This is a genomic window from Pseudomonas sp. G34 (genome assembly GCF_031119625.1).
Lineage (GTDB): Bacteria > Pseudomonadota > Gammaproteobacteria > Pseudomonadales > Pseudomonadaceae > Aquipseudomonas.
This window is the reverse complement of sequence record NZ_JAVHZV010000003.1, coordinates 1-23,471: the sequence shown is the minus strand read 5'-3', so window position 1 is coordinate 23,471 and position 23,471 is coordinate 1. Positions and strand designations below refer to the sequence as shown.

Annotated in this window: 21 protein-coding genes; 11 read left to right on the top strand and 10 right to left on the bottom strand. The window is 64.7% G+C overall.

The genetic code is table 11. The features are described 5' to 3' along the window. Positions 1–158 precede the first annotated feature (158 nt). Positions 159–1,352 (top strand): CaiB/BaiF CoA-transferase family protein, encoded by a 1,194-nt coding sequence (locus tag QYS36_RS01930; RefSeq protein ID WP_308837894.1) that lies wholly within the window; start codon positions 159–161, stop codon positions 1,350–1,352. Continuing rightward, positions 1,339–2,718 carry an MmgE/PrpD family protein gene (locus QYS36_RS01925; protein ID WP_308837893.1) on the top strand — a complete coding sequence of 460 codons (1,380 nt, stop codon included), beginning with the start codon at positions 1,339–1,341 and terminating at the stop codon, positions 2,716–2,718. Before QYS36_RS01930 ends, QYS36_RS01925 begins: the two co-directional genes overlap by 14 nt. Before the next feature lie 104 nt (positions 2,719–2,822). Here the strand turns inward: QYS36_RS01925 and QYS36_RS01920 are convergent, their stop codons facing one another. Continuing rightward, positions 2,823–3,194: a PH domain-containing protein gene (locus QYS36_RS01920; RefSeq protein WP_308837892.1), complete on the bottom strand. Its 372-nt coding sequence runs from the start codon at positions 3,192–3,194 to the stop codon at positions 2,823–2,825. A 277-nt stretch (positions 3,195–3,471) separates the two neighbouring features. Here QYS36_RS01920 and QYS36_RS01915 point away from each other — a divergent pair, with 277 nt between their 5' ends. Beyond that, the gene (locus tag QYS36_RS01915) at positions 3,472–4,485 is read left to right on the top strand and encodes an NAD(P)-dependent oxidoreductase (RefSeq protein ID WP_308837891.1); all 1,014 of its coding nucleotides are present in this window, start codon (positions 3,472–3,474) and stop codon (positions 4,483–4,485) included. Between the two features lie 209 nt (positions 4,486–4,694). On the opposite strand, the gene QYS36_RS01910 is transcribed toward QYS36_RS01915, so the two are convergent. Then, positions 4,695–5,294, bottom strand: a complete 600-nt coding sequence (locus QYS36_RS01910) for a TetR/AcrR family transcriptional regulator (RefSeq protein ID WP_308837890.1) — start codon at positions 5,292–5,294, stop codon at positions 4,695–4,697. 16 nt (positions 5,295–5,310) lie between these two features. Beyond that, a complete protein-coding gene (locus tag QYS36_RS01905; RefSeq protein WP_308837889.1) occupies positions 5,311–5,907 on the bottom strand; it encodes an NAD(P)H-dependent oxidoreductase in 597 nt (198 codons plus the stop codon). A gap of 169 nt (positions 5,908–6,076) precedes the next feature. Between QYS36_RS01905 and QYS36_RS01900 the strand changes: the two genes are divergently transcribed. The 4 genes from QYS36_RS01900 (at position 6,077) to tadA (ending at position 10,676) form a co-directional block, all read left to right on the top strand. Further along, entirely contained in the window at positions 6,077–7,096 is a 1,020-nt protein-coding gene (locus QYS36_RS01900; protein WP_308837888.1) for an extracellular solute-binding protein, read from the top strand. Positions 7,097–7,098: 2 nt separating this feature from the next. Continuing rightward, positions 7,099–8,673: an iron ABC transporter permease gene (locus QYS36_RS01895; RefSeq protein WP_308837887.1), complete on the top strand. Its 1,575-nt coding sequence runs from the start codon at positions 7,099–7,101 to the stop codon at positions 8,671–8,673. A gap of 120 nt (positions 8,674–8,793) precedes the next feature. Beyond that, positions 8,794–10,170, top strand: coding sequence for a multicopper oxidase family protein (locus QYS36_RS01890; RefSeq protein WP_308837886.1), 1,377 nt, complete (start codon positions 8,794–8,796; stop codon positions 10,168–10,170). A gap of 29 nt (positions 10,171–10,199) precedes the next feature. After that, positions 10,200–10,676, top strand: a complete 477-nt coding sequence (tadA, locus tag QYS36_RS01885; protein ID WP_308837885.1) for a tRNA adenosine(34) deaminase TadA — start codon at positions 10,200–10,202, stop codon at positions 10,674–10,676. A gap of 43 nt (positions 10,677–10,719) precedes the next feature. Here the strand turns inward: tadA and QYS36_RS01880 are convergent, their stop codons facing one another. After that, a complete protein-coding gene (locus QYS36_RS01880; RefSeq protein ID WP_308837884.1) occupies positions 10,720–11,223 on the bottom strand; it encodes a lipocalin-like domain-containing protein in 504 nt (167 codons plus the stop codon). 1 nt (position 11,224) lies between these two features. Continuing rightward, the gene (locus QYS36_RS01875) at positions 11,225–12,058 is read right to left on the bottom strand and encodes an SDR family oxidoreductase (protein ID WP_308837883.1); all 834 of its coding nucleotides are present in this window, start codon (positions 12,056–12,058) and stop codon (positions 11,225–11,227) included. A 99-nt stretch (positions 12,059–12,157) separates the two neighbouring features. On the opposite strand from QYS36_RS01875, the gene QYS36_RS01870 reads away from it, so the two are divergent. After that, entirely contained in the window at positions 12,158–13,048 is an 891-nt protein-coding gene (locus tag QYS36_RS01870) for a LysR family transcriptional regulator (protein ID WP_308837882.1), read from the top strand. Between the two features lie 284 nt (positions 13,049–13,332). Here QYS36_RS01870 and mltF read toward each other — a convergent pair whose 3' ends face one another. Beyond that, complete coding sequence (gene mltF, locus QYS36_RS01865) at positions 13,333–14,796, bottom strand: membrane-bound lytic murein transglycosylase MltF (protein ID WP_308837881.1); 1,464 nt, start codon at positions 14,794–14,796, stop codon at positions 13,333–13,335. Between the two features lie 189 nt (positions 14,797–14,985). On the opposite strand from mltF, the gene purL reads away from it, so the two are divergent. Both purL and QYS36_RS01855 read left to right on the top strand, forming a co-directional pair. Beyond that, on the top strand, positions 14,986–18,882 hold the full coding sequence (gene purL, locus QYS36_RS01860; protein WP_308837880.1) for a phosphoribosylformylglycinamidine synthase: 3,897 nt from the start codon (positions 14,986–14,988) through the stop codon (positions 18,880–18,882). Between the two features lie 306 nt (positions 18,883–19,188). After that, positions 19,189–19,506 (top strand): YqfO family protein, encoded by a 318-nt coding sequence (locus QYS36_RS01855; RefSeq protein WP_308837879.1) that lies wholly within the window; start codon positions 19,189–19,191, stop codon positions 19,504–19,506. A gap of 76 nt (positions 19,507–19,582) precedes the next feature. Here QYS36_RS01855 and tatC read toward each other — a convergent pair whose 3' ends face one another. The 3 genes from tatC to tatA are packed head-to-tail and all read right to left on the bottom strand — an operon-like array spanning position 19,583 to position 20,855. Next, positions 19,583–20,329, bottom strand: a complete 747-nt coding sequence (gene tatC, locus QYS36_RS01850; RefSeq protein WP_308837878.1) for a twin-arginine translocase subunit TatC — start codon at positions 20,327–20,329, stop codon at positions 19,583–19,585. Next, on the bottom strand, positions 20,326–20,622 hold the full coding sequence (tatB, locus tag QYS36_RS01845) for a Sec-independent protein translocase protein TatB (RefSeq protein WP_308837877.1): 297 nt from the start codon (positions 20,620–20,622) through the stop codon (positions 20,326–20,328). Before tatB ends, tatC begins: the two co-directional genes overlap by 4 nt. Continuing rightward, on the bottom strand, positions 20,622–20,855 hold the full coding sequence (gene tatA / locus QYS36_RS01840; protein ID WP_308837876.1) for a twin-arginine translocase TatA/TatE family subunit: 234 nt from the start codon (positions 20,853–20,855) through the stop codon (positions 20,622–20,624). Before tatA ends, tatB begins: the two co-directional genes overlap by 1 nt. 150 nt (positions 20,856–21,005) lie before the next feature. Here tatA and gspK point away from each other — a divergent pair, with 150 nt between their 5' ends. Beyond that, complete coding sequence (gene gspK / locus QYS36_RS01835; protein ID WP_308837875.1) at positions 21,006–21,977, top strand: type II secretion system minor pseudopilin GspK; 972 nt, start codon at positions 21,006–21,008, stop codon at positions 21,975–21,977. A 504-nt stretch (positions 21,978–22,481) separates the two neighbouring features. Here gspK and QYS36_RS01830 read toward each other — a convergent pair. Continuing rightward, positions 22,482–23,429, bottom strand: coding sequence for an IS481 family transposase (locus QYS36_RS01830; protein WP_308838006.1), 948 nt, complete (start codon positions 23,427–23,429; stop codon positions 22,482–22,484). Positions 23,430–23,471: the final 42 nt, after the last annotated feature.

Below are 23,471 nucleotides of genomic sequence, written 5' to 3'. Positions count from 1 at the left end.
GGCTGGCCGCCGAAGCGGCTCTGGCGAGCGCAAGGCTCGGCTGGCCTTTCCCGGAACAGCCTATCCCCGAAGATGACTCCCCCTGCGAGTGACCGCTGTTGGGGCGCGGGCTGTGGTCATCTTCGGCGCGGGATTTCCGTCGCAACAGGTAAGGATCTATGTCTAGAGCATTCGAGGGAATTCGCGTCGTCGACACGACGCACGTACTGGCTGGCCCCTTCGCCAGCTACCAGATGGCGGTGCTGGGCGCCGAGGTGATCAAGGTCGAGTCGCCTGATGATCCCGACCAGGCACGCATGCAGGGCTCCGATCGTGCCTTGAACGATATGGGCATGGGCACTGCGTTCATGGCCCAGGCCTCGAACAAGAAGGCCCTGGCACTGGACCTCAAGAGCGCCGAGGGCCGCGAGGCGATGAAGCGGCTTATCGCCACCGCCGACGTGTTCGTGGAGAACTATCGCCCCGGTGCGTTCGATGAGCTGGGGCTGGGCTACGAGGAAATGTCGAAACTCAACCCCAGGCTGATCTACTGCTCCATCTCGGCCTTCGGCTCGAACGGCCCGCGCCGCGAGCAGACCGCCTATGACAACGTGATCCAGGCCTTTTCCGGGATGATGGCGATGACCGGCCATGGCGATGGCCGGCCGTTGAAGTCCGGCGCGCCGGTGGTCGATTACGCCACCGGCACGTCGGCAGCCTTCGCCATCGCCACCGCGCTGTTCCAGCGCGAACGCAATGGCGGCAAGGGCCAGTTCATCGATGTCTCGATGCTCGATGTCGCGCTGATCCTGAGCAGCTCGCACCTCACCGGCTTGCTCTGGAACGGCAAGCACCCGGAGCAGAAGGGCAATGTCTTCCCCTTCGCCACCATCGGCTGCTACCAGGCCAGCGATGTGCCGCTGATGATCGGTGCCTCCAACCTGGTGCAACAACGCCGCTTGTGGACGGCGCTTGGTCGTGAGGACATGATCAAGACCGACAACAACCAGCGTCTCGATGCGCATGCCGAAGAAGCGCAGGTGTTGACGAAAATCATCGGCACCATGTCGGCGGATTACTGGGAGCAGTTCCTGCAGACCCGGCGTATTCCCGCCGCACGCATTCGCCGCCTGGAGGAGGCGATTGCCGATGAGCAGGTGGCGTGCCGCCAGGTGCTGCAGCAGCACACGGCGCCGGGCAGCGTCGTCGATGGGCTGAGGGTGCCGGTGGCGGCGTTCAACCTGTCGGACAGCCCTGCCAGGCTGACCCTGGCACCGCAAGCCATGGGCGCCCAGAGCGCCGAGATCCTCGCCGAGCTGGGTTACGGGCAGCAGGAGATCGACGCGCTGCGCGCCGCCGGTGTCATCAATTGAGGGGCGGGAGCTTGCAATGAACAATCCAATCCACGCGCTGGCCGATGCCGCGGCCAGTTGGCAGCAGCGCGACCTGGGTGAGAGCCTGAGCTGGGCAGCACGGCGGGTCATCCTCGACTGGTTCGCCACCACCTTGCCTGGCTGCGCCTTGCCGCCGGCCAGCCTGCTGGCCGGTGCCCTGGATGCCTGCCGGGGTTCAGGCAAGGCCATCTGCTACGTGGACGGTCAGCCTGCCTCTGTGCGGCATGCTGCGCTGCTCAATGCCTGCGCCAGCCACACGGTGGAATTCGACGACATCTTCAAGGATGGCGGCTACCACCCGGGCAGCCCGACGGTATCCGCCGCGCTGGCCGTGGCCCAGGATCGGGGCGCCTCGCTCGCGCAACTGCACCGCGCGATCATCGCCGGCTACGAGGTCGGCTGCCGGGTTTCCCTGGCCATTCAACCCAGCCATTATCGGTACTGGCATACCACCTCAACGGTGGGAACCATCGGCGCCGCCGTGGCGACCGCGATGCTGCTCGGCGCGGATGCGCAGCGAATCGCCCATGCCATCGCGCTCTCGAGCAGTTTCGCCGGGGGCCACCAGCAGAACCTGCAGGGTGAAGGCATGGCCAAGGCGCTGCACCCAGGTCATGCCGCCGATGCAGGAATACTGGCGGGCATTGCAGCCGCTCATGGCGTAACGGCTTCGCTTGACAGCCTGCATGCGCAAAACGGCTTTGCTGCCGCGACCAGTTCATCGGCAGGGGATTGGGGCGCAGCACTGGAAGGCATCGGCGACTGGACGCCCATCACCCGGATGACGGTGAAAAACCATGGTTGCTGTGGGCATATATTCCCGGCGCTGGATGGTTTGCGGGTGCTGCAGGCAGCGCAGGGGTTCCAGCCAGGTGAGATCGTGTCGATCCACATCGATGGCTACAACGCAACCTACCAGATGTGCAATCGCGCCAACCCCCTATCGGCCCAGGAGGCACGCTTCAGCATTCAGTACTGCATCGCTGCGCAGTTGCTGGTCGGTGACGTTCGTCTCGCCGCATTCTCAGCGGATGTGCTGAGTCGTGAGGATATTCGTCAGTTGCTGGCGAAGGTTACGGTTGCCGAGGATCAGGCGCTGACGGCCGCCTACCCTAAAAAGCGCATGGCCAGGATTGCAGTTCGGCTAAGGGATGGGCGGCAATTGAGTCACTTCCAGAAAACCCGCAAGGGTGACCCGGAAGACCCGTTGTCCGATGCGGAACTAATCGCCAAGTATGACGAGCTCGCCGGGTCGGTGCTGTCCCACGAGCAGCTATGCGCGCTGCGTGAAACGATCCTGTATGGCAATGATTTGCCGGGCTACGTTGGCCTTGCAGGGCAGTAGCTGGCTGACCTGGCTGCGCAACCTGATGCGTGGATATTCTCACGGCTGGGTTGCAAGCAACGCAGCCGTAGCAAGGTTGCACGCGCCACCTTGATCTCCCCAGGTCAGCCGAAGACATGGGCCGAGATCAGCTTGGAAATCTCCACCATCGCCGTCTTGCCGGTGAATTCGAATTTCACTTTGCCGAGTGAGGAGAAATAGATTTCCAGCTCCGAGTCCAGGTCGAAGGTGCCGGAGGTTTCGATCGAATAGGCGACGATGTTCTTGTAGGGCAGGGAGGTGAAGTCCTTCTTGCTGCCGGTCAGGCCCTGCACGTTCACCGCGATGATGCGCTTGGTGGTGAATACCACGCCGTCACGCATGGATTTGTAGGAGTCGATGACCTGTTCGTTTTCAAGCAGCAGGTCGCTGACGCGCTGGGCGTATTCGTCGTTCTGCTTGAGTTTGAAAAAGCCCTTGTTGTTGAAGTCGATCATTCGCCGGTCTCTCCGTGGGATCCAGGGTGCTTGTACAGGAGACCGCCGCCGTGCGTTTTTAGCAAGCGACCAGGATGGTCGGCGCCGCATGGCCTATCACCTGTCGCGCGGTTTTCAGCAATTGGCTTCGGCGCTCTGGGTGCTGGCAGAGTGCTTGCTTTGTTGCCCTTGGTCGGGTTCGGGAACATATACCTACCAATGGTAGGTTAAAGGCGCTAGGCTCGGTTACAGGTTCCTACTAAAGGTAGGTTGAGTCAGTAACCGGAGAACGTACACCATGTCTATTGCTCCTATTCTGTTGATGGGTGGCTCTGGAGCCATCGGTAGCCACACGGCTGCGGCGCTGCGTGCCCAGTATCCCGACGTCGCCCTGGTGATCGGCGGTCGCGATCTGGCCAAGGCCCAGCAAGCTGCCGAGCGAATCGGTAACGCGCAGGCGGTGGTGATCGACCCTGCTGCCGAAGACCTCGGCCTCGGCGCGCAGCCGGTCAGTGCGGTGGTGGTCTTCTATATGGACCATGCCCTGGCCGGCCTGCGCTTCGCCCAGAAACGCGGCGTGCCGCACCTGAGCATTTCCTCCGGGGTGTTCGAGATCGCCCCGGAAATCGCAACCTACATGCATGCTCCCGACGCCGCGCCCATGGTGCTTGGCTACGAGTGGCTGGTGGGCGCGACGACGGCCTCGACGCTGCATGTCGCCGAGGCATTTCGGCGCGTCGATGAGATTCGTCTCAGCGCCCTGGTCGACGAGCAGGATACCGGCGGGCCGACAGTCGCCAGCGACTTCGAACACCTGAACCGAATGCTGCCCGCCGCCTTGACGCGCCGTGAGGGCGTTTATGTATGGCGCGAAGGCGACCAGGCAAAAGCCCACTTTCGCGCCGTGGACGGCACGCCAATCGAGGCCACGGGGTTCTCGTCCATCGATGTGGTCGGTCTTGCCGCGGCAACCGGCGCGCCGAACGTGCAATTCAATCTGGCCATCGATGTCAGCTCCACACGGCGCCAGGGTGGGCCAATGTCGACGGAGATCCTCATCGAGCTGGCCGGCGAAGACCTGCAGGGCAAGCCGCTGCGCACCCGGCATGCCGTCGTGCACCCAAGGGGCGCCGCGTTGCTGACTGGCCTGTGCGTGGCAATGCTGCTCGAGCGTCTGCTGGGGCTGGACGGCGAGGCGCCGAGCAAGCCCGGCCTGTACTTCCCCTACCAGTTGCTGGATCGCTCGCGCTTTCTGCAGCGCCTGCAGCAGGAGGGCGGCGAGCTGCGCGAACTGCAGCCGAGCGACGATTAATTCAGCCAGGGTGGCGCAGAGCCCGAGCGGTTTGACGCGGCTCTGGCGCTGCGCCTGGACGGCACCGCCAAGCAGCAAAGGCGCGGCTGGTTGATCGATTCGCGCCGTTGCCTTGGCCTGGCACCGCGCCGGAAGGGCAGTTCAAAGCCGCCCCGCACAGAGGAATGCCGCAGCAAGCCTCGATGGGCCTGAGGCGAACCGGGGTCACCTTATCGGCTTCGCTCGACCATGCCGAGAATGATCGATTGCAGTTCGTCCTGCGCCTGTTCTTCGCTGATATCGCCGGCCACGGCAGCGTCCGACAGCGCGTCAGCGGCGCCGAGCATGGCCCACAGGCTAGCCGTCGAGATGCCTTTGCCAGAGCAGAAGGGCGCCAGGATGGCGGCGCATTTTTCGATGAAGGCATGCTGGTACTGCTTCTTCACGGCGGCCAGTTCCGGCGAACCGGTGAGGGCTGCGACCACGTCGGAGATTTCTCGCCCCTGGGTCAGCACGCAATTGACGTAGCTGGCGGCGATGACGCGGCTCTTGTCTTGCAAGGTCGCGGCAGCGGCGTCGATGGCAGCGTCGAAGATCCGAGTCTGGCGTTCGTCGTAATCCTCATAGAGCGCCGCCAACAGCCCGTTGCGGGTGCCGAAGTGGTCATACACCACCGGCTTGGTCACGCCCGCCGCTTCTGCCAGCTTGCCCAGCGTCAGGGCATCGGTGCCCTCATCGCCGATCAGTTGCCAGGCCACTTCCAGAAGCTGGCGCGTGCGCTCCTCGCGGGGCAGGCGGCGACGTGGCGATACAGGAGGTTGCGGACTCATCGATACTCCGGGCTGTTCAAGGTTGCGCGGCGAACAGCTTACGGCCAATCGCTTGCGCCGTCTCCAGATGCGCCTCCGGGAAGCCCGGATCGGAGGCCAGCAGAAACCGCGAGGTCGCGACCTTTGCGCCACAGTAATCGAAGATGCCATGGTCGATCTGCGTCTGCATCGCCTGGTCATAGCCGTGGCGCGTGAAGGTGCCCGCGTCGGCACCGCCAACCGCTACCAGGTGAACCTGCAGGCGCTGCAGCTTTTTCACCACCTTGCCGTTGTCGGCTTCCGCATAGGCCCAGCCGTTGGTGAACACGCGGTCGATCCAGCCCTTGAGCAGGGCGGGGAAGGACCACCAGTAAATCGGGTAGACCAGCACCAGCGCGTCGGCCCGTTCGAGCCGGGCGTGTTCGGCGGCGACGTCTGCCGGTGCTGATGCCTTTTGCTGGAACAGGGCGATGTCCGCCTGGTTGAAGCGTGGGTCGAACCCTTCGGCGGCCAGATCGGCGATTTCGCTCGAGTGGCTGGAGTCCGTGCCGGCAAGACCAGCGGCGATACCGGTCGCGATCGCGTGGGTCAGGGAGTGCTTGTCCGGGTGTGCAACGACGATCAGGGCATGCATGACGGTTACCTGTGTGGGATTGACCTACTATTGGTAACTTACTTTTGGTAGGTTGTCGAGAGGCAGATGATTCGGTCGGCTCGGCCGGCTGTTGCATGGATTACTTGAGAATCAGCTGCAGTTGGCCCGTATAATCGCTGGTAACTTTTTGTTTCAGAGGAAGTGATTGATGTCGGCACATCCAGTAACCGGATTGGCGCGCGTGATCGCCGCCAGCGTTCTGTCCTGCGGCCTGCTGCTCGGCAACCTGGCCCATGCCGAGGATCCGGTGACCCTGACCCTCTACAACGGCCAGCACGAGGCCACCGGCAAGGCCGTGGCAGCAGCCTTCGAGAAGAAGACCGGCATCAAGGTGCTGATTCGCAAGGGCGGTGGTGGCCAGCTGGCCAACCAGATCGCCGAAGAGGGCGAGCGCTCGCCGGCCGACATCGTCTACACCGAAGAAGCGCCGCCGCTGATCAAGCTCGGCAGCCAGGGCCTGCTGGCCAAGGTCGATGACGCCACGCTCAAGCAGATCGACGCCAAGTTCTCCGATGACAACGGCAACTGGATCGGCATCACCTCGCGCGTGCGCGTGCTGGCCTACAACCCGGACCTGGTCAGCGAGGCCGAGTTGCCGAAAAGCGTGCTGGAAGTGGCCGACCCGGAGTGGGCGGGCAAGATCGCCTTCGTGCCCAGCAGTGGCGAGTTCCTCGGCCAGACCGCCGCGGTGATTCGCCTCAACGGCCGCGAAGCCGCCGAGGAATGGCTGACCGGCCTCAAGGCCTTCGGTAGCACCTACACCAACAACGTGATCGCCATGAAGGCGGTGGAGAACGGCGAGGTCGGTGCCGCGCTGGTCAACAGTTACTACTGGACGGCGCTGAAGAAGGAAAAGGGCGAGCTGAAATCCAAACTGCATTATTTCGCCGACGGCGATGCCGGTGGCCTGTCGAGCGTCTCCGGTGCGGCCGTGGTCAAGGCCAGCAAGCACCCGAAAGAAGCCCAGCAGTTTCTCGCCTTCATGATCAGCGAGGAGGGCCAGAAGGCCGTGCTCACCCAGTCCGCCGAATACCCGGTCAACCCCAAGGTGGCGGCCGATCCGCTGCTCAAACCCTATGACCAGCTCAAGCCGCCGGCCATCACCGCGGCGCAGATCGGCCTGGCCGAGGATGCCCTGGAGTTGCAACGTGAAGTGGGTATGAACTGACCATGCAGCCTCAGGCGGTCACCCCGGAACTGCCGCTGCCGACGGTTACCGTCAGCACGCGGCGGCGCAAGGCGCCACCGATCTGGCTGCAGCTGCCGATCCTGGCCTTGCTGCTGCTCGCCGCGTTGCCGCTGTTCTTCGTGGTGGTGCGCGCCGCCCAGGTCGGCCCGCACGAAGCCTTCGCGCTGCTGTGGCGGCCGTTCGTGTTCGGCCTGCTGGCCAACACCCTGAAGTTGATGGTGCTGGTGACCCTGGGCTGTGCGCTGCTCGGCCTGGCCCTGGCCTGGCTGGTGGAGCGCAGCGACCTGCGCTGGCGCAACCACTGGAACGTGCTGCTGTGCCTGCCGTTCGCCATTCCCTCGTTCGTCAGCGGCTTCACCTGGGTGTCGATCAGCCCGCTGTTCGAGGGGTTGGGCGGCACGGTGCTGGTGATGATCCTGTCCAAGTACCCGCTGATCTACCTGCCGGTGGTGGCGGTGCTGCGCAACCTCGACCCGGCCCTGGAAGAGTCGGCACGCATGCTCGGCTGCAGTCGCCGTGAGGTGTTCTGGCGGGTCACGCTGCCGCTGCTGCGCCCGGTGCTGATGGCCACCAGTTTGCTGGTGGCGGTGCATATGCTGGTCGAGTTCGGCGCACCCTCGATCATGCGCTACCAGACCTTCACCACGGCCATCTACCAGCAGTTCGAGCTGGAGTTCAGCGGCAGCAACGCGGCGATGCTGTCCGCCTTGCTGCTGGGGCTGTGCATGCTGCTGTTGTGGGGCGAGTTCCGCCTGCGCGGGCGCGGTTTTGCGCGCACCGGCCAGGGTGCGGCACGCCGTGCCGCGCGGGTGCGCCTGGGCCGCTGGAGTGTGCCGGCCCAGTTGCTGTTGCTGGCGCTGGTGGCCATCGGCTGTGGCGTGCCGCTGGTGATGCTGGGCTTCTGGATCACCGAAGGCAGCTCGGCCAGTTTCCCGCTGATGGAGATCCTCGGCACGCTGTGGTCATCGCTGAGGTATTCGTTCGGCGGCGCCTTGCTCAGCTGTCTGCTGGCCTTGCCGGTGTGCCTGGTGGTGGTGCGGTACTACGGGCGCATGGCCACCCTGGCCGATCGCCTGCCGTACCTGCTGCACGCCTTGCCGGGTCTGGTGATTGCCCTGTCGCTGGTGTTCTTCGCCCTCGGCTATGTGCCGGCGCTTTACCAGACCAGCATTCTGCTGTTGGTGGCCTACGCGTTGCTGTTCATGCCGATGGCCCAGGGGCCGATCCGCGTGGCGCTGGAGAAGGCCTCGCCGCAACTGGAAGAGGCCGCGCGCACCCTGGGGCATACGCCGATTGCCACCTTCGTGCGGGTGACCTTGCCGATCATCTCGCCGGCCATTGGCGCCGGCTTCGTGCTGGTGTTCCTCGACTGCATGAAGGAGCTGACGGCCACGCTGATTCTCGGCCCGACCGGCCTGGAGACCCTGGCCACCAAGGTCTGGTCGCACACCGGTAACCTGGAATACGCCGGCGCTGCGCCCTATGCCGCGCTGATCGTGCTGGTCTCGGGCCTGCCGGTTTATTTGTTGACCACCCGCGCCTATCGCCGGAGTTAGGCGGCAGCCCTTAACGGCCCAGCCCCCAGGGTGTATCGTGCGCAGCTCTCCAGCGCCCGCAGAGGCGCATCGGTATCACCTGATTAGCGTCACCGCAGTATCGCTTCAGGAGCAGGTTTCATGAGTTTCACCCGTAGACAGGTGTTGGGCGGCTTGATCGGCCTTGGCGTCGTTGGCCTTGGCGCTGGCGGCGCGCGTTACTGGCTGGGCCGGCCGTTCGACCGCAAGACCCACGACTACGAGCTGATCGCCGCGCCCCACGACATCGAGCTGGTGCCCGGCCATGTCACGCCCGCCTGGACGTTCGGCGGCCAGGCGCCCGGTGTCGAGCTGCGTTGCCGCCAGGGCGACGAGCTGCGCGTGCGCTTCATCAACCACCTGCCCGAGCCCACCACCATCCACTGGCACGGCATCCGCCTGCCGCTGGAAATGGACGGCGTGCCCTACGTGTCCCAGGCGCCGGTATTGCCGGGTGAGTTCTTCGATTACCGCTTCGTCACCCCGGATGCCGGCAGCTACTGGTATCACCCCCACGAGTCCAGTGCCAGGCAGCTGGGCCGTGGCCTGGTCGGCCCGCTGATCATCGAGGAACGCGAACCGACCGGTTTCCGGCACGAGCGCACGCTGTGCCTGAAGAGCTGGCACGTGGACGAAGAGGGCGCCTTCACCGCCTTCAGCGTGCCCCGCGAAGCCGCCCGTGAGGGCACCCGTGGACGCTTGTCGACCATCAACGGTGTGTCGCTACCGAGCCTTGAGCTGCCCGCCGGTCAGGTGGTGCGCCTGCGCCTGATCAACGTCGACAGCACCATCACCTACCGGCTCAACCTGCCCAAGGGCGAAGCGCGCATCTATGCCCTGGACGGCAACCCGATCCAGCCGCGCCCCCTGGGCAAGGAATACTGGCTGGGCCCGGGCATGCGTATCGACCTGGCGCTCAAGGTGCCGGCGGTTGGCAGTCAAGCGCTGTCGCTGCGTAACGGGCCGCTGCGCCTGGCCACCATCAAGCCTGTCGCCAGCAGCGAGCCTGCCGCCGAGTGGCCGCCGGCGCTGCCGCCCAACCCGGTGGCCGAGCCCGACCTGGCGCAAGCCGAAACCCTGCGTTTCAACTTCGAATGGGCCGCCTCCCTGGCATCGCCTGCCGATGAGGCCGCCGGCCGCTACAAGTACTGGCAGATCAACGGCCAGGCCTGGGACATCAACGACAAGACCTGCGCCGACCGGCCCATCGCCAAGCTGAAAAAGGACGGCCACTACATCTTCGTGCTGCGCAACATGGCCCAGTACCAGCACCCCATTCACCTGCACGGGCTGATCTTCAAGGTGCTGGATTCCAACCGCCGCAAGATCGAGCCGTACTACACCGACACCTTCCTGCTCGGCAAGAACGAGACCGCGCGCATCGCCTTGGTGGCCGATAACCCCGGTGTGTGGATGTTCCACTGCCACGTCATCGACCATATGGAAACCGGCCTGATGGCCGCCATCGAGATCGCCTGACGTGAGTACCCTGATTTGAGAACCTTGATTTGAGAGCCCCGCTGATCATCGACCGTAGCCACGACGAGCGTTTCATGCGCGAAGCGCTGGCGCTGGCCGCCGAAGGCGCTCTGCGCGGTGAAGTACCGGTCGGCGCCGTGCTGGTGCAGGAGGGCGAAGTGATCGGCCGCGGTTTCAACTGCCCGATCTCCACCTCGGACCCCAGCGCCCACGCCGAGATGGTCGCCATCCGCGCCGCCGCGCACGCTATCGCCAACTACCGCCTGCCCGGTAGCACCCTGTACGTGACCCTGGAACCCTGCGCCATGTGCGCCGGGCTGATCGTCCATTCGCGGGTGCAGCGCGTGGTATTCGGCGCCAGCGAACCCCGTGCCGGCATGGCGGTAAGCCGCGGCCAGTTTTTCGATCAGGCGTTTCTCAACCACCGTGTGCTGGTCGAGGGCGGGGTGCTGGCCGAGGCGTGTGGCGAGGTGTTGAAGGCGTTTTTCAAGGCGCGGCGTCAGTAGTCCATACAGCCTGTTCATGCTGCGCTGCCAGTTGCCGGAGCGCCTAATCGGCGCGCTCGAACACCAGCCTGACCTTGGCACCGCCAGGGCGCTGGAAGCTTTCGATCATGCGCTCGCCCCGGACCTCCATGCGCAATTCCCGGGTGGTGCGCACGTCGCCGGTCCAGTTCGGGAAGGATGAGCCTTCCACCCTGTTGCCACTGAAGTTGCCTTGCTCATCGACGGTGTAGCGCCCATACAGCGCCAGGCTGCCTGCCATCACCGCGCGGTTTTCCGCGTCGGTGCCGCCGCCCCGTTGGTTGGACTGAAAGCGCGGGATGCGTGGGTCGTGCAAAAACTCCACGAAGTACAGATCCGGGGTGAAGACCAGCCGGCCGCGAGGCTCGGGGCCGTAGGGGTAGGACTTCACGCCATTGCTCTCCACCGTGGCGGCGATCAGGTTCCAGGTGCCGGCGACCTTGTTCGGTGCCTCGGCTGCCAGGCTGCTCGCGGCGCACAGTAGCAATGCAGTGGCTGCGGCCATGCGGATCAATGGATGCTGGTTCATGTCAGTGCTCCTGGCTGTCGGCCGAGAAGGCCACGGCACGCTGCGCTTCGAGCGCTTCCAGGCGCCCGGTCAGGGCGCGATGGATGTTTTCGTAGGCGGTGCTGCCCAGGGCCAGGCGCAAGGGCGGGCTGGCTGAATCAGCTGCTCGAATGATCGCCTCGACCGTGTTCACCGCATCACCGCGGATCTTGAATTCGCCGCTGGCGATCATCGCGTGAACCTGGCCGGCCGGTGTGTCCTGGTAAACGCCGGAAGGAATTGCCAGATCGAGGGCCGCAGCGAAGTTGGTGCGAGTCGGACCGGGCTCGGCGAGGATGAAATCGATGCCGAAGGGCGCGACCTCCTGGGCCACGGCTTCGACGAAGCCTTCGATCCCCCATTTGCTGGCGTGGTAGAGGCTGAAGCCGGGGTAGGCGATCTGCCCGCCCTCGGACGACACCTGGACGATGCGCCCGCCGCCCTGGGCGCGCAGGTGGGGCAGGCTGTGGCGGATCAGCTGGATCGAGCCGGTCAGGTTGGTGGCCAGCAGCCGATCGATCTGCTCGTCGCTTACCTGCTCAGCAGGCCCGAACAGGCCATAGCCGGCGTTGCTGACGATCACGTCGATACGGCCGAAGCGCTCGAAGGCATGCTCGATCACGCGGCCGATCTGCACGGTGTCGGTGAGGTCCAGCGCGAGCACCTGCAGCCGGTCTCTATGCGCGTTCGACAGATCCTGCAGGGCTTGCTCACGCCGTGCGGTGGCGATCACCCGATCACCGCGCTGTAGCAGCTGGGTGGTCATGATCTTGCCGAGCCCGGATGACGCGCCGGTGATAAGCCAGGTCTTGCTCATGCTGTGCTCCTTGGTGATTGCGTGAAGGTGCACTCTAATCAGGTTATTTGTTGTGATAATCGGCTTTAATCTGCATGAGCTGGTGAATGGGAGTGAACAATGAGCAGGCCGACGCTAGGCGATCTCACTGCCCTGATGGCGGTGGCGCAGCACCGCAGCTTTAGAAAAGCCGCCGATGAGCTGGGGATTTCCCGCTCCGCACTCAGCCACGCGATTGCCGCGCTGGAGCGTCAGCTGGGTGTGCGCCTGCTGCACCGCACCACGCGCAGCGTGGCGCCGACCGAGGCCGGTGAGCATTTCCTGCAGCGCCTGGCGCCGGTGCTGCAGGGGCTCGACCAGGCTATCGACGCGTTGAGCGAGGAGGGTGGTCATCCCACCGGCACCCTGCGCATCAACGGTGGCGAGGAGGCCATGCGCGTATTGCTCAAGCGCGTGGTGCCGGCCTTTCTGCAGCGTTACCCGCAGGTTTCCCTGGATCTGGTCAGCGATGGTCACCTGGTAGATGTGGTGCGCGAAGGCTTCGATGCCGGCCTTCGGCTCGCCGAGGCGGTGCCCCAGGACATGATCGCGGTGGCCCTGAGCGAGGATTTTCGCTTTCTCGCCGTGGCGTCGCCCGAGTACCTGGCCAGTGCCGGGCACCCCGTCACGCCAGAGGACTTACGCGGCCATCGCTGCATCCGCCAGCGCCTGCCCAGCGGCAAGCTGTACCGCTGGGAGTTCGCCCAGCGTGGGCAGGAGGTCGCTGTGGACGTGCCGGGCAGCATGACCCTCAACCATACGCAGCTGATGATCGAAGCGGCCGTGGCCGGCATGGGTATCGCCTATGTGCCGGACATGGCGGCGCAACGCTGGCTGGAGGAGGGCAAGCTGGTCGCCGTGCTGGAGGACTGGTCGCCGCTGGTGGGCGGGTTGCGCCTCTATTACCCGAGCCACCGCCCCGTATCGGCTGCGCTGCGGGCGTTTATCGAGGTGATCAAGAGCGTTCGATAGTAGGTGGCAGGGTGAAAGCGTGGGCTCTTAGAGCCTGTTCAAAGTCTTGTATGCGCATGAAGAGGCAACTACAAGGCAGAAGCGGTCGCTCGCTACGTAGGGTGGATGACGCTCTTTTCATCCACCGTTGCGATCACGGAGCGGTGGACGGATGAAGCGTCGTCCACCCTACAAATGTCCGCTCTCGCCGGCGGGTTCAACCGGTCGACGCAACGTGCTGAGTAAAACACTCGATCGGAGTCGCAACGTCGACGAACCTGGGCTGAAAGAGTATGAACAGGCGCTTAGAGCGGCGCCTTTTCCTGCTGCTCAGGATGATCCTTGGCGACGCCTGGCACGTGCAGGCCGCTTTCGGCGACCTGGCTGCCTTCCAGCTGCGGCTGGGTCACCCAGGTGAGGATGTCGTAGTAGCGGCGGATGTTGCGCACGAAGTGCACCGGCTCGCCACCGCGGGCATAGCCGTAACGGGTCTTGCTGTACCACTGCTTTTGCGACAGGCGCGGCAGGATCTTCTGCACGTCGAGCCATTTGTTGGGGTCCAGCCCCTCGGCTTCGGTGAGCTTGCGGGCGTCTTCCAGGTGGCCGCCACCGACGTTGTAGGAGGCGAGGGCGAACCAGGTGCGATCCGGCTCCTGGATGCTGTCCGGCAACTGCTCCTTGACGTGCACCAGGTACTTGGCGCCGCCCTGGATGCTCTGCTGCGGGTTGAGGCGGTCGGATACCCCCATCGCCTGGGCGGTGCGCAGGGTCAGCATCATCAGGCCGCGCACGCCGGTCTTGGAGGTGGCGCCCGGTTGCCACAGCGATTCCTGGTAGCCCACCGCGGCGAGCATGCGCCAGTCCAGGCCGTGTTCCTGGGCGGCCTTGCGAAAGTGTTTCTCGTAACGCGGCAGGCGCTGCTGCAGGTGCTGGGCAAAGGTGTAGGCGCCTACGTAACCCAGTACGTCGACGTGGCCGTAATAGCGCTCCTTGAGGCGCTGCAGGCTGCCGTTGTCCTGGGAGCGGCGCAGGAAACCGTCGACCTGCTCGAGCAGGCTGGTGTCCTCGCCGGGCGCCACGGCCCAGCCGAGATTGCGCGAGTCGCCGAGGTCGAAGCCGACCCGCACGTTGGGGAAGTACACCTGGTTCATGGCCAGCTCGTTGGAGTCGACCAGGGTCAGGTCGATCTCGCCTTCGTCGACCATGCGCAGCAGGTCGACCACCTCGACGTCGGCCGACTCTTCATATTGCAGCTCCGGCTCTTCGATCTTCAGCGCGGCGAGTTGCTCGGCATGGCTGCTGCCCTTGAGCACCAGGATGCGCTTGCCGATCAGGTCCGCCGGGCGGCTGGGGCGTCGCTGGCCGTTGCGGTAAACGATCTGCGGGGTAACTTCCAGATAGGGAATGGAGAAGCGTGCGCTCTGCTGGCGGCCTTCGCTCTCGACCAGGCCGGCGGCGGCCAGTACCGGGCCACCCGGCTTGCCGAGGCGGTCGAAAAGATCGTCGAGGTTGTCGGCGGTCTGGATTTCCAGCTTGACGTCCAGATCGTCGGCGAAGCGCTTGACCAGCTCGTATTCGAAGCCGGTTTCGCCGTTGCGATCCTGGAAGTAGGTGGCCGGGCTGTTGCGGGTTATCACGCGCAGCACGCCTTCCTCCTTGATCCGCTCCAGGCTGCTCGGAGGTTCCGCGCAGCCGCTGAGCATCAGGAGTAATCCGATCGCCGACAGCCAGCCGGCGTAGCGCTTGCCAATCAGGTAAGGAGAGGGCATCGGCGCAGTATACGCCAACGTCGTGCCGTGCCATATCTGGACAGCACGCCCGCGCTCTGCTAGGCGAAAGCGCTTTACCAGAGGCTCGCGGGCTGGCGAGCCAGGGCATGAGCGGGCGTGCCGCGCTCGTCGCTTTAGGCTAGAATATGCGCCCTCAAAGCACACCCCCTTCCCAGAGGCTGTCCCCTGATGCTGATCCTGCGCGGCGCTCCCGCCCTTTCCGCTTTTCGCCACGGTAAATTGCTCGAGCAACTGACCAGTAAAGTGCCTGCTGTGACCGGCCTGTACGCCGAGTTCGCCCACTTTGCCGATGTCGACGGTGCGCTGAGTGCCGACGAAGAGCAGGTACTGGCCCGTCTGCTCAAGTACGGCCCCAGCGTGCCGGTGCAGGAACCCAGCGGTCGCCTGCTGCTGACCATCCCGCGTTTCGGCACCATCTCGCCGTGGTCGAGCAAGGCCAGCGACATCGCCCGCAACTGCGGTCTGGAAAAGATTCGCCGCTTGGAGCGGGGCATTGCCTACTACGTCTCCGGCGAGCTGAGCGACGCCGAGGTGCAGCAGGTTGCCGCGCTCTTGCATGACCGCATGACCCAGCTGGTGCTGAGCAACCTGCAGGACGCTGCCAAGCTGTTCAGCCATGCCGAGCCCAAGCCGCTGACCGCCGTGGACATCCTCGGTGGCGGGCGCGCCGCGCTGGAAAAGGCCAACGTCGAGCTGGGCCTGGCCCTGGCCGAAGACGAAATCGATTACCTGGTCAATGCCTTCCAGGGTCTTGCACGCAACCCGCACGACATCGAACTGATGATGTTCGCCCAGGCCAACTCCGAGCATTGCCGCCACAAGATCTTCAATGCCAGCTGGGACATCGACGGCGAGAGCCAGGACAAGTCGCTGTTCGGCATGATCAAGAACACCTACCAGATGCACAGCGAGAACGTGCTGTCCGCCTACAAGGACAACGCCTCGGTGATCGTCGGCCACACCGCCGGGCGCTTCTTCCCCAATCCTGAAACCCGCCAGTACGGTGCGGTGCAGGAGCCGGTGCACATCCTCATGAAGGTGGAAACCCATAACCACCCGACGGCCATTTCGCCGTTCTCCGGTGCCTCCACCGGCTCCGGCGGCGAGATTCGCGACGAAGGCGCCACCGGCCGTGGCGCCAAGCCGAAGGCCGGCCTGACCGGTTTCACCGTTTCCAACCTGAACATCCCCGGCTTCGAACAGCCGTGGGAACAGGCCTACGGCAAGCCCGAGCGGATCGTCACGCCGCTGGACATCATGATCGAAGGCCCCCTGGGCGGTGCCGCGTTCAACAACGAATTCGGCCGTCCGGCGCTGACCGGCTACTTCCGTACCTTCGAGCAGTCGATCAGCACCCCCCACGGCGACGAAGTGCGCGGCTACCACAAGCCGATCATGCTCGCCGGTGGCATGGGCAACATCCGTGAAGACCACGTACAGAAGGCCGAGATCACCGTTGGCGCCAAGCTGATCGTGCTCGGCGGCCCGGCCATGCTGATCGGCCTGGGCGGCGGCGCCGCGTCGTCGGTGGCCACCGGTGCCAGCTCGGCGGACCTGGATTTCGCCTCGGTGCAGCGCGAGAACCCGGAAATGGAACGCCGCTGCCAGGAGGTCATCGACCGTTGCTGGCAGCTGGGCGACCAGAACCCCATCGCCTTCATCCACGACGTGGGCGCTGGCGGTATCTCCAACGCCTTCCCGGAACTGGTCAACGATGGCGGCCGCGGCGGCCGTTTCGAACTGCGCAACGTGCCCAACGACGAGCCGGGCATGGCCCCGCACGAGATCTGGAGCAACGAGTCCCAGGAGCGTTACGTACTGGCCGTCAGCGCCAAGGACTTCGAGCGTTTCCAGGCCATCTGCGAGCGTGAGCGTTGCCCGTTCGCGGTGGTGGGTGAAGCCACCGAAGAGCCGCACCTGACCGTCACCGACAGCCATTTCGGCAACACCCCGGTGGACATGCCGCTCGAAGTGCTGCTCGGCAAGCCGCCACGCATGCACCGTTCGGTCACCCGTGAAGCCGAACTGGGCGACGACTTCGACCCCAGCACCCTGGACATCCGCGAAGCCGCCGAGCGCGTGCTGCGCCACCCGGCCGTGGCCAGCAAGAGCTTTTTGATCACCATCGGCGACCGTACCATCACTGGCCTGGTGGCTCGTGACCAGATGGTCGGCCCATGGCAGGTGCCGGTGGCCGATGTCGCCGTGACCGCCACCAGCTTCGACGTGTACACCGGTGAAGCCATGGCGATGGGCGAGCGCACGCCGCTGGCCCTGCTCGACGCACCGGCCTCCGGGCGTATGGCGATTGGTGAAACCATCACCAACATCGCCGCGTCGCACATCGAAAAACTCTCCGACATCAAGCTGTCGGCCAACTGGATGTCCGCCGCCGGTCACCCGGGTGAAGACGCGCGCCTGTACGACACCGTCAAGGCCGTCGGCATGGAACTGTGCCCCGAGCTGGGCCTGACCATTCCGGTGGGCAAGGACTCGATGTCGATGAAGACCAAGTGGAGCGAAGAGGGCGGTGATAAGAGCGTCACCTCGCCGCTGTCGCTGATCGTCACCGGTTTCGCCCCGGTCGCCGACGTGCGCAAGACCCTGACCCCCGAGCTGCGCATGGACAAGGGCGAGACCGATCTGATCCTGATCGATCTGGGCCGTGGCCAGAACCGCATGGGCGCCTCGATCCTCGCCCAGGTGTACAGCAAGCTCGGCAAGCAGGCGCCGGACGTCGATGACGCCGAAGACCTCAAGGCCTTCTTCGCGGTGATCCAGGGCCTCAACGCCGATGGTCACCTGCTGGCCTACCACGACCGCTCCGACGGTGGCCTGCTGGTCAGCGTGCTGGAAATGGCCTTCGCCGGGCATTGCGGCCTCAGCCTGCAGCTCGACGGCCTGGTCGAGAGCCGTGAAGAACTCGCGGCCTTCCTGTTCAACGAAGAGCTGGGTGCGGTGATTCAGGTTCGCCAGGACGCCACCCCGGACGTGCTCGCCCAGTTCAGCGCCGCTGGCCTGGACGACTGCGTGGCGGTGATCGGCAAGCCGGTCAACAACGGCGACGTGGCGATCAGCTTCGACGATCAGCCGGTGTTCACTGGCCAGCGTCGGCTGCTGCAGCGTCAGTGGGCGGAAACCAGCCACCGCATCCAGCGTCTGCGTGACAACGCCGACTGCGCGGATCAGGAGTTCGACGCGCTGCTGGAAGAGGACAACCCGGGCCTGTCGATCAAGCTGGGCTTCGACGTCAACGACAACATTGCCGCGCCGTACATCAAGAAGGGTGTGCGCCCGCAGATCGCCGTGCTGCGTGAGCAGGGCGTCAACGGCCAGGTGGAAATGGCCGCGGCCTTCGACCGCGCCGGCTTCGCCGCGCTGGACGTACACATGAGCGACATCCTCGCCGGCCGCGTCGACCTCAACGACTTCAAGGGCCTGGTCGCCTGTGGCGGCTTCTCCTACGGTGACGTGCTCGGCGCCGGTGAGGGCTGGGCCAAGTCGGCGCTGTTCAACGCCCGTGCCCGCGATGCCTTCCAGGGCTTCTTCGAGCGCAAGGACAGCTTCACCCTTGGCGTGTGCAACGGTTGCCAGATGCTTTCCAACCTGCACGAGCTGATTCCGGGCACCGAGTTCTGGCCGCACTTCGTGCGCAACCGCTCCGAGCAGTTCGAAGCGCGGGTGGCCATGGTCCAGGTGCAGGAGTCGGCGTCGATCTTCCTGCGTGGCATGGCCGGTTCGCGCATGCCGATCGCCATCGCTCACGGTGAAGGCCATGCCGAGTTCGAAAGCGAAGAGGCACTGCTCGAAGCCGACCTGTCCGGCACCGTGGCGCTGCGTTTCATCGACAACCACGGCAAGGTCACCGAAGCCTACCCGGCCAACCCCAACGGCTCGCCCCGCGGGATTACCGGCCTGACCAGCCGCGACGGCCGGGTGACCATCATGATGCCGCACCCGGAGCGGGTGTTCCGCGCCGTGCAGAACTCCTGGCGCCCGGACGAGTGGCAGGAAGACGGCGGCTGGATGCGCATGTTCCGCAATGCGCGGGTATGGGTCGACTGACCGATACCTCCCGCCGCATCAAAAACGCCAGGCATTGCCTGGCGTTTTTTTATCTGGGTGTCGATTCGGCGCTGGTTCAGGTCGTCGGTTTTGAGACGTAGCGCCTGGGTTTTTGCATGGCAGCGGCTAGTCTGCAGGGAGTGGCCGGCGACTCGCGCAGCACAGGGCGCGGCGAAACGGCGGCAGGCTAGATGAGTCTGAATATTTCAGCAGTGTTGGCTGTATCACGAATCTCGCTAGGCAATGTGCCATTATGCTGTGGCATGATTAGCACATTGTTTTCAGCGACTTGCAGTGGAGTAGTTGATGTACAAGCTGTGTTTCTACGTTCCAGAGAGCCACCTGGAAAGCGTGAAAGCCGTCGTATTCGCGGAAGGCGCCGGGCGTGCTGCCGGCTACGAACACTGCTGCTGGCAAACCCAGGGGCGCGGCCAGTTCCGCCCGCTGGAAGGCAGCACGCCGTTCATTGGCAAAAGCGGCGAGCTGGCCACGGTTGCCGAGTGGAAGGTCGAGCTGGTGGTCGCTGACGAGCTGATCCACAACGCCGTCAAGGCAATGCGCAAAGCCCATCCCTACGAAGTGCCCGCCTTCGAAGTGTGGCGCCTGTCCGATCTGCAATTCTGACCCAGCCTGCTGGCTGCCAGCAGGCTATCGACAGGGCCATCGCGCCGGTGCGTGAAACGGCAACGCACCCCAGCCCTCACTCGCTGACGGCCAGCTCCTGCTCGCCTTGCTGCTGGCGGCGCTGGATGCTGCCGCAGGCCAGCAGGCCGACTTCGAACAGCAGCCACATCGGCACCGCCAGCATGGTTTGCGAGAACACGTCCGGCGGGGTCAGCAGCATGCCGACCACGAAGCAGCCGACGATCACGTAAGGCCGGCTACGCCGCAGCGTGGCGACATCGGTAAGCCCAGCCCAGACGATGATGAAGGTGGCCACCGGAATCTCGAAGGCCAGCCCGAACGCCAGGAACAGGGCGAGGATGAAATCCAGGTACAGGGCGATATCGGTCATCATCTCCACGCCATCGGGCGTGACGCTGGCGAAGAAGCCGAACATCATCGGGAACACCGCGAAGAACGCGAAGGCCATGCCGGCGTAGAACAGCAGGATGCTGGAGACCAGCAGCGGTACCGCGATGCGCCGCTCGCGGCGATACAGCCCCGGTGCCACGAAGCCCCACGCCTGATGCAGCAGTATCGGCATGCACAGGAATATGGCGACCATCAGCGTCAGCTTGAACGGTGCCAGGAACGGCGAGGTCACGCTGGTGGCGATCATGCTCGCGCCTTCGGGCAGGTAGCGGCGCAGCGGTTCGGAGATCAGCGTGTAGAGGGTCTGCGCGAAGGGAAACAGGCCCAGGAAGGCCAGCACAATCGCCAGCAGGCAGCGCAGCAGCCGCTTGCGCAGTTCGCCCAGGTGGGCGGTCAACGGCATGCGGCTCATACGCTGCCCTCGGTTTTGGCCGCAGCCTGCTGAGGCTGAGGCTGCGGCTGCAGATTGATTCCGCTACGCAGCTCCTGCTCCAGTTGCCGCAACGGCAGGGCATCCAGTTCCTTGCTCACGGCCTGGGCATCGAGCTCCCGTTCCACCTGGTCGCGCAGCATGGCCATTGCCCGTTTTGCCTGGCCAAGGCCGCGACCCAGGGTGCGGGCCGCCACCGGCAGGCGTTCCGGGCCGAGCACCAGCAACGCCACCACACTTATCAGCAGCAGCTCGGTGAAGCCTACTTCGAACATCAGGCTGGCCGGTCCGTGTGGGCGCGAGCTGGCTGGGCGGTTTCGCTCAGCGGCGCCTGCTGCTGCACCTGGGCCGGCGGCTCGTCGGCTTCGCTGTTGCTGGCCATGGATTTGCGGAAGCCCTGGATGGTTTCACCCAGATCGCCACCCAGGGTCTTGAGGCGTTTGCTGCCGAACAACAGGAACACGATCAACAGCACGATGACCAGTTGCCAGATACCGATGCCACCCATGAAAACTCTCCAACGCCATGAAATTGAAGGGCTAATCTGCCTGGGCTTTGTGACGCTACGGTGACGCGGCGATGACGAAAAAGGGCGATTGCCACCTCTCTGCAACATTCAGCCTGTTGACTGTCGGCTCTCTGCTTCGAGGGGTGAGCGATGGGTTGCAGGCAGCAACGCGGTGCCGCGTTATTGATGGTGTTGGTGGCCCTGGCCATGCTTGCCGCTGGGCTGGCGTGGATGGTGCAGCAGGGTCGGCAGCAGGTCGACGCGGTGCGCCTGCAGCAGCAGCGCATCCAGGCGCGGGCCCTGGAGGTCGCCGGCCTGGCGTTCGCCGAGCAGGCGTTGCGCGATCCTGCCTGGCGGCAGAGCCCGCTGTTCTGGCAAGCCCTGCGTGGCCAGCCGTTGCGCTACGCCTTCGCCGGCGGCGCGGCGACCCTGCGCATTCGTGATCTGCACAGCTGCTTCAACGTCAATGCACTGGCCGGCCAGGAAGCCGAACGGGCCGAGCGTCAGCTGCAGTACCTGCTCGGTGATGACCTGGCCGCCGAGCAACTGGTGCATGCCCTGGCCGACTGGATCGACAGCGACGGCCAAAGCCGCCTGCACGGCGCCGAAAGCGATCAGTACCTGCGCCAGACGCCACCTCGGCTGGCGGCCAACCAGCCGATGGTGGACATGAGCGAGCTGAACCTGCTGCTCACCCCGCAGGGCGGCCGGCAGCTGCGTTATCCGCAGCTCTGTGCACTGCCGCAGACATCGGGCTGGCGCCTGAATGCCAATGCCCTGAGCCTGGAGCAGCTGCCCCTGCTCGATGCGCTCTACGAGGGTGAGTTCGCGCGCTCGCTGCTGGCGCGCATCATCACCGGCCGGCCGGCCAACGGCTACCGCGATGTGGCGGCCTTGCGCGAGGCCCTGGGCGCGGTGGACGACCCGACGTTCGAGCGCTTGAGTGAAGGGCTGCTGCTCAACAGCGGTGATTTCATCCTGCAGCTCGAGTTCGAGCAGGATGGCCGGCGGATCGCCAGCCAGTTCCAGGTACAGGCCCAGGGGGTGGTGCGCTGGCACGCCCAGGTGCCCGCACAGCGGGTGCAGGTGATCAGCCGCGAACCCTTGCCGTTCGCCTTGTAGCTAGGGGCTGTTGTCGATTCAACGCGGCAGGCCCTGGGGCGCTCATAGAGAGCCTGTTGGCGATCTTTGGGTTTCCGGGAGCCTGTATCCTGTGAGCCGATGGCAAGAGCGGCCACCCAACTGATCGTTCCTCACGCTCTGCGTGGGAATGCCGCCGAGGGCGCTCCGCGTCCGCTGTTGCATGCCGCGCGCGGTCGGAGCAGGCGCAGAGCGCCTTGGCCTGAGCTCCCAAGCGGACATCGCTGCTTTACCTGTGGGAACGGGCCATGCCCGTGATTTTTTTCGCGGGCATGGCCCGCTCCCACAGGTGGGAGACTTACGACCGCTGACACCGACGAAGCAGCCACCCAACTGATCGTTCCTCACGCTCTGCGTGGGAATGCCGCCGAGGACGCTCTGCGTCCGCTGTTGCATGCCGAGCGCAGTCGGAGCAGGCGCAGAGCGCCTTGGCCTGAGCTACCAAGCGGACATCGCTGCTTTACCTGTGGGGACGGGCGGGGACGCCTAGTTGTGTAAACCCAGTACGTTGTTCAGTGGCAATGGAGCCCGACTGATGGGTGGTTTGTAATGGAGGCTGGCATGCGGTCTATGCCAGTTGTAGTGGTGCAGCCAGGCAGGCAAGTGCCTGGCTCGTTGTTCGGAGCTGTCATAGCTGCGTGCATAGGCCCACTCACGTAGGCTGGTCTGGATGAAGCGTTCGGCCTTGCCGTTCGTGCGCGGTGTATAGGGTTTGGTGCGGATGTGTTTCAGCCCTAGCCGAGCGCATAAGCGCCGAAACGTATGAGAGCGGTAGCAGGCACCATTGTCTGTCATGACGCGTTTGAAGCGGATGCCCAACCCACGGTAGTAACGCAACGCCTGCAGCAAGGCCCGACAGGCGCTACTGCCGCGCTCATCCGGGTGCAGGCTGGTGAAGGCCAGTCGAGAGGCGTCGTCGATGGCCACATGAGCGAACTCCCAGCCGGCACCATCGGAGCCCTGCAGGCGACTCCCCGTAACTCGGTGTCCTGGCCTCCAGAATCGGCCAAGTTTCTTGATGTCCAGATGCAGGAGATCGCCGGCGTTGGGGTATTCGTAACGCACCACTACAGGGGCGGGCTCTAACTCGGCCAACCGATGAAAGCCAGCTTGTTTGAGACGGCGCGCAACGGTACTGACGGCCATGCCGAGTACCTGGGCGATCTGTCGGTAGGTATGGCGAGATTGGCGTAGTTGAATCAATTGTTCGATCAGGTCGACTGCCGTCTCATGCGGGCAAGAGTGCGGACGTGACGAACGATCCATCAGACCGGCCTCGCCCTCCTCACGAAAGCGCCTGAGCCACTTGTAGGCGGTGCGGACACTGACTCCTGCGGCTTGTGCTGCATCCTCGACACGTAACCCATTGAGCATGCGCTGCACGAGAAGGGCTCGACCTCGAGGGGTAAGACGGGCATGTTTATGCAAGTTCATCCGGGGCTCCTGGAATGCTTGGTTGGTCGCGCTTCCAGAATT

Coding starts and splice junctions, on each gene's coding strand:
- QYS36_RS01905 (WP_308837889.1), bottom strand. CDS start 5,907: ATGCATGCCCTGATCGTCGTTGCACACCCGGACAAGCACTCCCTGACC.
- QYS36_RS01875 (WP_308837883.1), bottom strand. CDS start 12,058: ATGAGCAAGACCTGGCTTATCACCGGCGCGTCATCCGGGCTCGGCAAG.
- purL (WP_308837880.1), top strand. CDS start 14,986: ATGCTGATCCTGCGCGGCGCTCCCGCCCTTTCCGCTTTTCGCCACGGT.
- QYS36_RS01870 (WP_308837882.1), top strand. CDS start 12,158: ATGAGCAGGCCGACGCTAGGCGATCTCACTGCCCTGATGGCGGTGGCG.
- QYS36_RS01890 (WP_308837886.1), top strand. CDS start 8,794: ATGAGTTTCACCCGTAGACAGGTGTTGGGCGGCTTGATCGGCCTTGGC.
- QYS36_RS01930 (WP_308837894.1), top strand. CDS start 159: ATGTCTAGAGCATTCGAGGGAATTCGCGTCGTCGACACGACGCACGTA.
- QYS36_RS01830 (WP_308838006.1), bottom strand. CDS start 23,429: ATGAACTTGCATAAACATGCCCGTCTTACCCCTCGAGGTCGAGCCCTT.
- QYS36_RS01915 (WP_308837891.1), top strand. CDS start 3,472: ATGTCTATTGCTCCTATTCTGTTGATGGGTGGCTCTGGAGCCATCGGT.
- QYS36_RS01900 (WP_308837888.1), top strand. CDS start 6,077: ATGTCGGCACATCCAGTAACCGGATTGGCGCGCGTGATCGCCGCCAGC.
- tatC (WP_308837878.1), bottom strand. CDS start 20,329: ATGAGCCGCATGCCGTTGACCGCCCACCTGGGCGAACTGCGCAAGCGG.
- QYS36_RS01895 (WP_308837887.1), top strand. CDS start 7,099: ATGCAGCCTCAGGCGGTCACCCCGGAACTGCCGCTGCCGACGGTTACC.
- tatB (WP_308837877.1), bottom strand. CDS start 20,622: ATGTTCGAAGTAGGCTTCACCGAGCTGCTGCTGATAAGTGTGGTGGCG.
- QYS36_RS01910 (WP_308837890.1), bottom strand. CDS start 5,294: ATGAGTCCGCAACCTCCTGTATCGCCACGTCGCCGCCTGCCCCGCGAG.
- mltF (WP_308837881.1), bottom strand. CDS start 14,796: ATGCCCTCTCCTTACCTGATTGGCAAGCGCTACGCCGGCTGGCTGTCG.
- tatA (WP_308837876.1), bottom strand. CDS start 20,855: ATGGGTGGCATCGGTATCTGGCAACTGGTCATCGTGCTGTTGATCGTG.
- QYS36_RS01880 (WP_308837884.1), bottom strand. CDS start 11,223: ATGAACCAGCATCCATTGATCCGCATGGCCGCAGCCACTGCATTGCTA.
- QYS36_RS01855 (WP_308837879.1), top strand. CDS start 19,189: ATGTACAAGCTGTGTTTCTACGTTCCAGAGAGCCACCTGGAAAGCGTG.
- QYS36_RS01920 (WP_308837892.1), bottom strand. CDS start 3,194: ATGATCGACTTCAACAACAAGGGCTTTTTCAAACTCAAGCAGAACGAC.
- gspK (WP_308837875.1), top strand. CDS start 21,006: ATGGGTTGCAGGCAGCAACGCGGTGCCGCGTTATTGATGGTGTTGGTG.